This window comes from Exiguobacterium sp. s140, assembly GCF_018617035.1.
Classification (GTDB): domain Bacteria; phylum Bacillota; class Bacilli; order Exiguobacteriales; family Exiguobacteriaceae; genus Exiguobacterium; species Exiguobacterium profundum.
Map to the genome: position 1 here is coordinate 121,242 of NZ_JACSJK010000003.1, position 12,369 is coordinate 133,610.

The following is a 12,369-nucleotide window of genomic DNA, read 5'->3' on the forward strand; positions in this document are numbered from 1 at the left end:
CATTCCGCCCTAGAATTGTCAAATAAAATTGACTATTTTTAGTGACAGCGGGTATACTCTATGGGAAGGGGTGAATCAAAAATGAGAATCGAACTCCCAACGACAGCTTGTGTGCATATAAATGATAGAGATATGTTGAATATCCTTCTTGAAAAACAGAACGAACTCTTACAAGGTGCTGAATGTTCCGAGCAGGATGAGGCGAATCATTCCTTTTGGTTGATAAAAAAACGTCTTGAGTCTGGAGAAGATGTCACTTATCGATGGAAACAGATTGATGAAGAACATCATAACGTAATCGAGAGTCTATCACATTTGATATATCAATTTGAAATGTGGCTAAAAACTCAGTCATAGATAAAAGCCTGCAAAATCGCAGGCTTTTATGCGTTTAGAGCATATTCAGTTTCAGGTGAGTCGATGAACTTCAGTGTAAATACATCCTGTCCCTGTTTCAGGTTCTTTTGGAAACGGAGTGTCACCATAGGTGCTGTCTCTCCAATTTTCCCGAATGATACCCCGATGCACCCTACTTCTTCATCGTTGATATTCACTCCGATAAACTCCATCTCCTCGATATCTCTCGCACTGTATACTACCGCTCCATTTTCAAACGTGTCTTGAATTTTAGTCAAAAAGTTTGGTAATGGAAATACATCAACATCACAATGCACATTCTGTGTCATCTCTTTTAATACTTGTACATCACTGTCCTGAATCAGTTCGTGTTCTAAAAAGGAGAAATCCAAATCACTTCCGAAGTCCTTTTGCATATTCATCAATATAGTCCCCCTTGCATCTATTTGTAATTATAGATTAATTTTTATTTTGACTATAGTCAATTTTATCTTGCTTTACCTTCTTGCTCTTCTGTTTTAGATGTTTATATTTCTTCTCGTTCAACCATGCGATTATTCCCAATCCTACATATCCGATAGCCATAATCGAAACAATCAACGTGGTATGGATTTTCTCGTAAAAATGGATGCCGAATGCTAACAAGGAAACAGACATTAAAAACAGAAGCATTTTGTTCATCACATAGTGCCCCATGTCATCTCCCCTTTCTATCTATATCAGCTATCCTATGCAGTAGATTCTCTCACGAACAAAAGAAGAGAGGAATTCCTCTCTTCTTACTGAACAGCCTCTTCCGAAACGCTGAGTCGTAGAAAAATTCGTGCCATATAAGTGGTGATGGTGTCACTCATTTGATTGAACGCCACTAACGTTTCTTGATTATACTCTTGCACGGGATTCGCCTGTTTATATGAGGCAAATCGCACATTCTCTTTGATTTGATTTAGCGTCTCCAAATGCTCAGTCCAAGCATGGTCAATCGCTTGCAAGACTTGCATACGCAATACGTTTTCTTCGTCTTGAATGCTCTGCGCTCGCATATTGAATAATGGTTCGACTTGAGAGATAACCCAGTCTTCCACAACCTTAGGTGACTGTCCTTCTAATGATTCCATCTCTTTCTTCGGAATCGTAACGCCTTGAATCGCCATCACTTCTACAAATCGGTTCGTGGAGTGGAAATAGCTTTCGTCATCACGATGAATCATCCAATCCGCAAACTCGATTGCAAACATTCGCTTGACCCAATCCAAAGTGGCGCTCTTTAACGCATCGATGACATTGACTTCTCCATCAAGCAATAGATTGCGCTCATGATAGAGTTTCATCCGTTGTTGATTGTTGATGCTGTCATACTTGATAGTTTCTTTACGCATATCATAATGATTGCCTTCTAGTTTCTTTTGTGAGGATTGAATCGTCTTTAAGAGAAGCTTGTTCTCGATTTGAGCAGATTCATCAGTCACAAATTGTTTGAGACGTTGTCGGATGGAAGGTGGTGCAAAGATTCGAAGTAAATCATCATCGAATGAGAGATAGAACTGAGAAGAACCAGGGTCTCCTTGGCGTCCTGCCCGACCTCGAAGTTGATTGTCGATACGTCGGTTCTCATGTCGTTCGGTACCAATGATTTTCAGTCCACCGACCTCACGAACTCCTTCACCCAACTTGATATCGGTTCCACGTCCCGCCATGTTTGTCGCAATCGTGACGGTTCCTCGTTTTCCTGCGTTTTTGATAATTTCTGCTTCCATCGCATGATTTTTCGCATTCAACACGACATGTTCAACATTTCTCTCCTTGAGCAAATCGGACACCAATTCTGATTTCTCAATACTAGAAGTACCAATGAGCACCGGTTGTCCACGCCGAATACAGTCTAAGACATCCTCGACAATCGCATCATATTTCGCTTTCGCTGAAACATATAATTTATCGTCATGGTCTTCTCGTTGAACAGGTTTGTTTGTCGGAATGACGTGAACCGGTAATCCATAAATTTCTCTGAATTCCAACTCTTCCGTTTTAGCGGTACCAGTCATACCTGAAATTTTCGTATAGAGGAGAAAGAAGTTCTGATACGTAATTGTGGCGAATGTTTTATTCTCACGCTGTACTTTCACACCTTCTTTTGCTTCAAGTGCTTGATGTAAACCATTCGAGAAGCGACGCCCTTCAGATACCCGTCCCGTCCCTTGGTCAATGATAAGGACTTCACCCTTTCGAAGGATGTAATCACGGTCTACTTCCATGAACTGATGGACATAGAGAGCCTTTTCAACATGGAACCGGATACTCGTCCCCTCATCACTGGTATAGTTCTTCAATCGAAAGAATCGTTCGGTCTTATCGATTCCGGCATCGGTCAACCAGATTTGTTTTGTCTCTTCATCGATTTCAAAATCTGTTTTCTTCTTCAATGTTCGAACATACATGTCTACGAGCTTGTAATAATGTGTCGGCTCTTCACCTCCACCTGAAATAATAAGTGGTGTTCTCGCATCATCAAGCAAAACACTATCGACTTCATCGACGATGCAATAAACAAGTTTTCGCTGAACTCGCTCCTCTGGACTCATGACCATATTGTCTCGTAAGAAATCAAAACCAAGCTCAGTATTCGTGATGTAAGTGATGTCCGCATCATACTGTTTCGCCCGCTCTTCCGCTTCGTCATCACCCGTGATGACCCCTGTCGTCAATCCTAAGAAATGATAGAGTGGCGCCATAATGTCATGGTCTCGTTTCGCCAAATAATCATTCACCGTGACGACATGGACACCTTCTCCGGTTAAGGCATTCAGATAAGCCGCTAAAGTCGCTACCAATGTTTTCCCTTCACCTGTTCTCATTTCCGCAATTGTACCTTGATGCAAGGCGATACCACCGACTAATTGTACGGGATAGTGACGCATGCCCAAGATGCGTTCAGAGGCTTCTCGACATACGGCGAATGCTTCGACCAAAAGGTCATCGAGCGTCTCACCATTTTTCAATCGATTCTTGAATTCCGTCGTTTTATATTGAATTTCTTCATTAGATAGTTTTCGAATTTCATCTGAGAGCGACTCAATTTTGACTACTTTCTTTTCAGCCTGTTTTAGAAATCGTTTCGTCTCTGATTCTTTTAAGCGTTTTAAAATACCCATATCCCACACTCCTTGTCATTATTTCATCTGAGTTATTAAATTCTCTCATTTATATTTGACTATTGTCAAAAATATTAGTGCTTATATCACTTACGAGCCATAAAAAAAAGAAAGACCGAAGTCTCTCTTAAGATGCCAACCATTCTGAGAAGAATTGCAGAAGTTCTGGTGCGAAAATCGTTGCCGTAAAGACAACAATCGAAATCGCCATCCCGAAGATGCCTCGTTTGAGCCAGTCATTTTTTGCAATCGCTCCCAGACCGACAAGGAATACAGAGATAACGAAAATCGCAATCGAGAATGGGTATGCGAACGTCGTCAGGACGCTCACAAAGTCTCCCCCTTTGCGTTCAGCCCAATCCGAAGCCTGCTTCGCATTGACGCTCGGAATCTCTCCGGATGCTGAGTAATACTTGTTTCCGTTCTCATCGGTCTGTGTGGTGGACAACGTCTGATTCTTCATCATGACGCCATCGCTTGTGCTTTCGACAATCTTATCTACTCCAGAAGCTTCTGCCTGAGTCGGCATGAGTACTGGCGCAGTCATCCCGAGAGCGAAAAATGTCAGTCCTGCAGACGACATGATTTGTTTCATCTTGGTTGTTTTCATGATTACCACTCCTTTACTGAAAGATGATGTGTTATGGCAGGAAGCCTCATTAGCTTCCCTTTATGCTATTTCAATATGATTCACTTCATAACAACGTCAATCGTTTTCAACAAAAAAAGAAAGAGGAATGACCTCTTTCTTTTGTCACAGTTTCACGAATTGGGCAGGGTCGAGTGGATTGTCCTTATATCGACCGGTACCATTTTGGATTTCAAAGTGAAGGTGTGAGCCTGTCGAGTTTCCGGTTGAACCCATGCCTCCAATGATTTGTCCTTGTTTGACGGTGTCCCCATCACTGACATTTATCGAACTCAAGTGTGGGTACACAGTGGACATCGTTTTACCATTGATATTGTGTTTGATGTGGATGAGATTCCCATATGCGCCTCGGTATCCGGCATCGATGACGACACCGTCAGCTGCCGCTAAGATAGGTGTTCCGACTGGCGCCGCAATATCTACACCAGTATGATAGTCTGGGTTACCTGGGCTTGTCGGGTTGTCACGCCATCCGAACTTACTCGTAAATCTGCCTTGTGCCGGAGTGATGAACGCACCTGTCAGACTTCCGCCCGCTACCACCCATGAAGGGTCGGTAGGTTGACCGTCTAACAACACCTCCAAGAACACATCCTTGCTCGAAATCCCTAAGGTGGCACCTTTCTTCACTTGTTCCCCTTCTTTAATTGAAACCTTTTTCAACGTGGAGTATCTGCTCACCGCCCCATTTCCATGGTCAACGACAACAAAATCTCTTCCGACTTCCTTGATGACACCATCGGCGATAGAGAGGACTTTCGAACCGTCTGGGGCTTTAACCGAGATACCTTTACCATTGAACGGAATTGCCACGGTGTCTGCCTTCTCAACGACATTGCCATAGCCGTTAGGGAAATATGCTGTCAACATCTCGTCAACGCTCGACTCTGCTCCACCCGTCATGCTAGGTGGTGCCGAGAACAAGAGCTTGTATTTCTCTTTCCATTGTTTAGGTGTGATGTAATCATATTCCGTCCAATATTTTTTCTCCTTCATCGCTAGTGACATATTGATAAGGTCTACAGGCGCATTCCCGATTTGCTTGTTCGAATAACGAACCCGCTCTGTACTGAACTCTTTTGGCACATCCGAGAATAGCTCTGACCATTTATCCATCAGTTGGTCGATGAAGTCGAGGATAGAGAAGTTGCTTCCTGTGTCTCCTTGAGAGATACCTGCTCCCATTTTTATATTCCCATCGATATAGACTTTGTTTCCTTTCGCATCCATAATCCATGGTTTTTGGGCTCCACCTGGATAGTGTTTCAGAACATGTTCAATATACTGAACGTCTCCATAGCCCGTACCGTGAACTTTCATACGCCATTCCAACCACCCTGTATCTTTCGGATTCGATTTGACGGCATCTACGGTAGTTCCTTTACTGGAAGCATAGGCGGTGATGACTTTGTTAATCCCACCATCTCCATAGTTATATCCCTGTAACCCGATGAGCGGGTTATACTTCTGAGCCTTCATTGCCCCTTGCAAAATCATCGCTCCGATTTGGATATTGGTTTCGACGTTTTGCAATTTGTCCATCGTGGCGACAACTGTATCAACTTTCCCGGTCTGATAGTTGAACGCCTTTTTGGTCTGATTGACATGGTAAGTCACTTGAATCTGTGAAATACCGATAGCTCCTCCTGCATCCTTCACGCTTGAGTGAACACCACCTCGCTCTTGCGCACCTTTTGCCGCAAGCAACAATGGGTCTATTCCATACATCTCTCCGTATTTCTGATAATACGGTGCGTATTGCATCGCACGCTTGAAGTTATCCGAACCACCTTGGACGCCCATCAATGCGCCTAGATTTGTATCAGAGTCCGTTTGGGGGTTGTCATATTCACTTGAAGTTTCAAGGTCTTCTTCGACATCTTTCAAAATACTCTCCAAACCTTTGATGTCCTTCCCTGTTCTTTCTTTCAAATAGAAGCCACCTAGTGCGTTGTTCGGCACTTGCGCCTCATAGTGATACAGATAGTCCTCAATATATCGACTTCCTACAATTTTGGATGTATCCGGTTCACCCACATAACGAGGTTCTTTTGACCAGACATAACCTTCTACTTGTTCCTTAATCTGCTTTTTCTCTTTCTTATATTTGACGACTGTCTTTGAGGTCATGACAGGGAATGCTGTTTTTCCTGTCGTAATCTCTTTCGTTGAGGCACCGGTCTCGTCAACCGTGTAATAAAGAGGTAGTCCCGCTTCGTTGACAGCTTGAACGTCCACTTTCTCCTCATACCGGACATCTACCGTAACATCTTTGGTCAAGGTTTTCGTCCATGTTTCGCCCGTGTTTCGCCATTCATGTTCAATTTGGTTTTTGATAGAACCAATCGAGGTTGTGACACCTTCAATCATGTAAACGGTCTTAGGGAACCCAGAGACATTTTCCTCTATCTTCTTTCCACCTTCTACTTTTTGATTGATGAATGCCTGTTTTTCTTTATCCCACACTTGAGTCTGCGTGATGTTCCCAACGTTTTTGCGAGATTCAGCGAATTTCTTATATTGAAGGATTGGTGCAAAGCCATAATCCCAAACACCCAATTCTTTCTTACCTAGAATCGGAATACCCGTTTCTTCTTGGTACGCCTGACTTTCCACTTTCAGTAGTCTGTTTTTATGCGTGAGCTGTTTCAATTCGAAAGTTTTTGAATCGTGATGAACCGGTTGGATGAACTGCTCAGGAAAACGGAACTTATCCTTGTTTAAGTACTCGTCCATGGTATAGATAAAATCCGGACTAAGCATGAATTCCTTCTCCCGTGCATACTTATCCTTGACCGCCTCTACAGCCAGGTCATCCGCTTTATACATCTTCCCGTTGATGACCTTATAGTAGGACTGTTGGCTATAGTAGGCATAAAATGCCTTCACGACCTTGTTGGCACTAGACATCTTCGAACTCACATATTCACCCTTGTCATTCTTGGTCAATTTGTTGTCCATCCGAACATCTTCTTCTTGATATTCCTCTTCTTTCCCCTTATTGTCTTCCATCTCAAAGGCGATAGAGAATATCATGACGAGTAGTATGATAATCGCAAGAGCCGCTAACACATAGGGACCTAGCAGTGCAATCAGCTTGGCAATTACTTTTGCCACGAGTTTAGCAACCGCCTTTCCGAGCTTCTTCATACCGGCTTTTCCTAACTTCCCTCCGACCTTGCGTCCTGCAGATTTCCCAACATTCTTCGCCATCTCTACTGACTGATTGCTATCGGTACTCGAACTTTGGCTATTGTCAGACCCATTTATTTCTTCGTGGTCATGTTCACTCATCGTACATTCCCCCTTCATTTGTACTGTATTCACTATCCTATTCAAGAACCTGAAATAATTTTCAATATAAGACATAAATATATGTTCAATTAGTCAAAAAAGAGGGGACAAATCCCCTCTTCATTAGTCTGGCTATGTCACCAATCGCTTAGGTGTTTTTTTTATACTTCTCACGTTCGTTCCCTGTGCGAATGCTGTCTAGCATATTGGCGTTGGTGTTCGAACCTGGTGTTTTAGTGAAGCGGTGATGTGTGTTGGTGCTTTGGACTCCATGTACATGGTTAGTTCCTGGCTTCGCAGTCACTTTCATCCCCTCCCCTTTGGTATAAGACACTCCTGTGATACCTTGTTTTGTATAATGGTCTTTACGTTCTTCACTTCCACCGTTAAATGCCATATACATATCCATCATTTTTTCATTATCAGCGCCCGTGTAATACTTCCCTGAATTAAATGATTTCGCATCTAAATCATAGTCATACGTATAGGCGATGTCCTTCCCGTCCATTTCAACGTGCTTGATGGCATGTTCATCATACATCTGGTCATAGCCTTCCCCGTTGTCCTTACGGAATGAATGGGTGAAGTTACCGTTGTCCGGCTCATAGCCTTCATAGTTTCCAGTGTTCTCATAGTCACCCATGCTCTTTGGAGCTTGTTGCTTGAAGCCCGGGCTATTTTGTGCCGAAGCATGTTGTGTGGAAGATTTTTTGATGTTTGGTTTTCGGTTTCCTGCAGATGCGCCCATGTTCTGACCAACAGAGCCATTACCGACTGCCGCCATACCGACTGCTGAGATGGCATTTCCTGCCTGAACTCCTGCTCCCATCGTCTTACCTGCGGTCGAATTCATGAATTCATCCTTCTTCTCACGAATACGATTCGCTTTTGCATAAACATCGTTCGACGCCATACTAACGGTTCCTCCACCGGCGTTGCTAGAATTCTGTTTGAGAACCGCATTACTTGGAGCACTCGCTCCTCCGCCACCTGGAGTGATTTCGCCACCTGGTTTTGTGGCTGAGCCGTTGCCACCTTTCGACATGGTTGCATTGTCATTTCCAACCATGCTTCCACTTCCCTTACCATTGTTTCCAGTTTGATAATCAGCAAAACTCTTGTGACTCTGCATCCCTTCTCCAGTCGTACTAGACTTCGAGCTTGATGTATTCGATTTTGAGTAACTGGACGATTTTCCACCGCCACTCCGCATCTTCTTAGAACCTGCTTGTGCGAGTCCTCCGACAGCTCCAAATGCTCCAGCCCCGACATCCATCAATCCACCACCGATACCCGTAGCTTCACGGAAGAATTTTGTCATTGGAATGAAAGCGAAAAGAACGACCAATTGTTCGAACAGTCGAAGTCCACCAAATGTTGATACTGATGCAAAAAGGGCTACCAACAATGCATGGAAAGTCTGTACATAGATATTTCCGACCAATTCTCTCATGTATGTGGAGAACATCTGTGAATATTTACTTCCGAACGCAAGCGAGGCAACAAATAAAGGACCCGTTGCATAGAGTACCATCACTGCAATCGCTCTTGCGATATAAATGAAGTTGAAATACAGTTCCATAATAAGGTATGCCCCGTTGATAATCAGGAATGAGATAACTCCTGAACCAGGAGATGACGCACCAAAGTTCGAGGTTACAGTCGATGTATTTTTCATAATATCTACGAGCAAGAAGTTCATGTGTGCCAAGAAGTAGAAGATTGGGTTGAACATCATCAGCGCAAACCCTACTGTGACAATCGACTTGACACCTTCCATCAAGTCCACTCGCTTCGCAATGTTAATGGAAGCTAAGTTTCTTAGGGAGAACAATCGAACGAATGCGAGAATCATGAGCATCCAAGCTAAAATGACGGACACCCAATGAAGCACATTCGCAGATTCGAACCAAGTCATCGGCATGATGCCCTTGAAGTAACCTGCTCCACCACGTTCCCCATCATTCAACATCAGCTCTGAGAATGAATAGAGTCCCAACATCGAGCGGAGTCCCAACATCAAGTTGTCACCTAAATCAGTCATCGTAGACTCTAGCTTACTCGGCTTAATCACTTCATCTAGTGTGTTGTAGTAAACATTGTGCTTTACCACATAATAATGCGCTTGAAGAACGACATGCTTCCATGTCAGATACTTTGTATCGCCCTCATTCACTTCGTCCTTCAAATCAGAAGGTACGTTTTCTGCCAATGGAGACCAAACTTTCTTCTGCTCGGCGGAAGCACTCCCACCTAACTTGATATATCCTTTTGGAACTTTGTATACAAAGTGTCGTGTTTTCTTCGATGGCGTCACAATCTTCACATATGCCGTCCCCGTGACCCCGATTCGTCTCTCATCTTCTGGGGCGTTCTTGTTCCCCGTCACCTTATACTTTTTCCCATTGTAAGTTATCGTGCTCTCAACGTTTTTAGCTGAAGCATTCGCCAATTCGGTTCCAAGCTTGATGAGCTCCGACTGGTTCGGTTTAAGTCCGCTATCTTGAACAATGAATCCGATGGCATCGTTCAAACTCTGAATCATGGTGCGAGAGACCCATTCGGCACGAGCAAGGTCTAACGACCCCCCGTCATAGCCTTTTGAGTTTTCAATACCAGGGAATGTGAAGATAAGATATGGATTGTTCACAAGGTCATGACTGACAAACTTGTCTTTTTTCAGGTTTTCTAAATCGGACGTCAAATTGACATTTTCCCAGTCATATCCGTGAATATAACCCAACTTTGATTCACGGTGACTGCTATGACCGTGTGTGAATCCTTTCTCATCAGACATGATAGCCGGCTCATATCGTGAATTGGCAACGTTCAGCGTCGTTGATAAGTAATAGGCGCTGTGAGCGGATGCTTTCATAGGAGAGATGGCGGTAAACATACAGGTCACCGCCATCAAGCTCACTAAAGTCTTTTGAAGGAGATTATTCTTTTGTCGTTGTTTTTTCATGTGTATCAACCTCCTTTTTTTATGAAGCTTTCGTTCCTGTGACTTGTTGGTTCGCTTTAGAAATGAACTCAATCTCATAGTCAAACGGCAATACATGAGCGACTGAACTCTGTTGTCCCATCTTGATGAGCGCTTCTCCTCGCTGTGCCTGAAGAAGGAAGTTTCGTTCACCGTCCGACAGCTTAAACATGTCCTGTACGCCATCAATATCCGTTGAGTCTTGCTTGAGCAAGATTTTGGTCACAGCATTTTTGAGTACCGCCTGACCTTGTTGGCTGTCCGCAAATTCCATGAATTGTTGTGATGCCACAAGCAATCCACCATTGCGCTTACGGATACGCCGTGAACAGTTCTCTAGGAATTGTCCGGTATATTCGTGCCCCGCCATACTCTTATTGACGAGCATCCAAGCTTCGTCACAAACGATACGTTTTTTGATGTGACGGTTCTTCTTCGCAAATTTCTCCCAAGACCAAGACAATGCGACATACATCCCGATAGGGCGTAAGATGGACTCTTCCAACTGTGAAATATCGAAGGTAACAATCGGTGCATTTTTGAAATTCAAGAGTTCTTCAGACGTGTGACAATCAAAGAGGTCATAGATTCCACCTTTCTTGTAAATCTCTAAAGATTTAGCAAGACTTAATGTATCCTTATTGCTCTCTGAACGTGCCAAGTCCAACAACCTTTCATGGAAGTCGGAGAATGTCGGCATCGGCTTACGCATCCCTTCGGTGTAGAAAATTCCAGTTTCTTCATCGAAAAAGGCATCTGTAATGAGCAAGGATTTCGGGTCTTCATTGAATCCTAAATCCTCATATGTCTGTTTGACGACTGTTGCGACGATTGACCGTTGTTCAGCATTCAATCCACCTGCCATAACTGCAATCAAGTTCAAGATATCAGCCGCTTTTGCCTTAAGGTCAACTTTCTCGATTCCATCATCTGGGTTGACCTCCGACTCTACGTCGAACGGATTCAAGAAGTGCTTGCTATCGGTGGAGATGCTGATATATGCCCCACCAAGAGCTCTTGTTAGTGCTTGATATTCGTTTTCAGGGTCGATGATGACCGTTCGGACACCACGAAGCGCAGAACGCATCGTCAAAAGGGAAACAGCGAAAGTCTTACCAGAACCTGCTTGACCAAAGACCGTAATGTTCGAGTTCAACAGTTTTTCACGGTCATAGAAATCAATCATGATAGGTGTGTTTGTTTCTAGATTGACCCCGATAAATACTCCCGTCTCATGCGAAATCTCCGCATTATAGAATGGGAAGCACGCTGTGAGCGCTCCAGTGTTGAAATTTCGAAAAAGGTCAGGAACATATGTCTTCCCAAATGGTAATGACGTTTTATAGCCCTCAGCCTGTCTCAGATAGGTTGGCATCAAATATACTTTGTTACCTTTAAGTTTATTGTCAATTTTCTGAGCATCTCGTTCCAAGTCTTCCTTGGTGTCAGCAAATAAATTTGCACCAATCTGGATGTGGAACAGACTCTCATAGTTCTGCTCCAATCGCTCACGTTGAGCATATAGTGAGACAACCATGTTCCGTAATTTCGTTTCGTTACGGATACTCCCCTTTTCTTGCTCGATGTGAAGCTGTGCCTCGAACTGGGTGATTTTATTTGTCAACTCGTCCAAAGCGAGTCGCTCATCAGCGGGATTGATATGAATGGTCAAGTCTGTATCAGCTTCGCCATGAATGATTGTATCTAACCAACCGACACGAATACTGGCAGGGAATCCTGTCATGATGTAACTTCTGACATACTTATCTCCGGCTTTTAAATAGTCCTGATGATTTCGTTCGAAAGAAGGTGGAGCGATAAAATCTTTGACATTCGTCATCCCTTTTTCGAATATGCGTGAATTCTCACTCGCTTCATCTGAAACAACCAAGTTGGCATCATCAATGTACTTGTTTTTCTTTTTTCTTCCCATA

General features: G+C 43.5%; 8 protein-coding genes. 1 reads left to right on the forward strand and 7 read right to left on the reverse strand.

Going from position 1 to position 12,369, the window contains the following annotated elements; all coding sequences use genetic code 11:
- Window positions 1-81 precede the first annotated feature (81 nt).
- Window positions 82-357, forward strand: coding sequence for a hypothetical protein (locus tag KNO61_RS11500; protein ID WP_214688552.1), 276 nt, complete (start codon window positions 82-84; stop codon window positions 355-357).
- A 26-nt stretch (window positions 358-383) separates the two neighbouring features.
- Here KNO61_RS11500 and KNO61_RS11505 read toward each other — a convergent pair whose 3' ends face one another.
- The 7 genes from KNO61_RS11505 to KNO61_RS11535 all read right to left on the reverse strand — a co-directional run bounded on the left by KNO61_RS11505 (window position 384) and on the right by KNO61_RS11535 (window position 12,368).
- A complete protein-coding gene (locus tag KNO61_RS11505; protein WP_214688550.1) occupies window positions 384-779 on the reverse strand; it encodes a hypothetical protein in 396 nt (131 codons plus the stop codon).
- A gap of 37 nt (window positions 780-816) precedes the next feature.
- A complete protein-coding gene (locus tag KNO61_RS11510; protein ID WP_214688548.1) occupies window positions 817-1,053 on the reverse strand; it encodes a hypothetical protein in 237 nt (78 codons plus the stop codon).
- A gap of 83 nt (window positions 1,054-1,136) precedes the next feature.
- Window positions 1,137-3,509 (reverse strand): preprotein translocase subunit SecA, encoded by a 2,373-nt coding sequence (gene secA / locus KNO61_RS11515; protein ID WP_214873391.1) that lies wholly within the window; start codon window positions 3,507-3,509, stop codon window positions 1,137-1,139.
- Between the two features lie 127 nt (window positions 3,510-3,636).
- Window positions 3,637-4,119, reverse strand: coding sequence for a hypothetical protein (locus tag KNO61_RS11520; protein ID WP_214688546.1), 483 nt, complete (start codon window positions 4,117-4,119; stop codon window positions 3,637-3,639).
- Window positions 4,120-4,263: 144 nt separating this feature from the next.
- Window positions 4,264-7,452: a peptidoglycan DD-metalloendopeptidase family protein gene (locus KNO61_RS11525; protein WP_214873393.1), complete on the reverse strand. Its 3,189-nt coding sequence runs from the start codon at window positions 7,450-7,452 to the stop codon at window positions 4,264-4,266.
- Window positions 7,453-7,600: 148 nt separating this feature from the next.
- Window positions 7,601-10,417 (reverse strand): MFS transporter, encoded by a 2,817-nt coding sequence (locus tag KNO61_RS11530; RefSeq protein ID WP_214688544.1) that lies wholly within the window; start codon window positions 10,415-10,417, stop codon window positions 7,601-7,603.
- Window positions 10,418-10,436: 19 nt separating this feature from the next.
- Window positions 10,437-12,368: a VirB4 family type IV secretion system protein gene (locus KNO61_RS11535; protein ID WP_214873395.1), complete on the reverse strand. Its 1,932-nt coding sequence runs from the start codon at window positions 12,366-12,368 to the stop codon at window positions 10,437-10,439.
- Window position 12,369 lies beyond the last annotated feature (1 nt).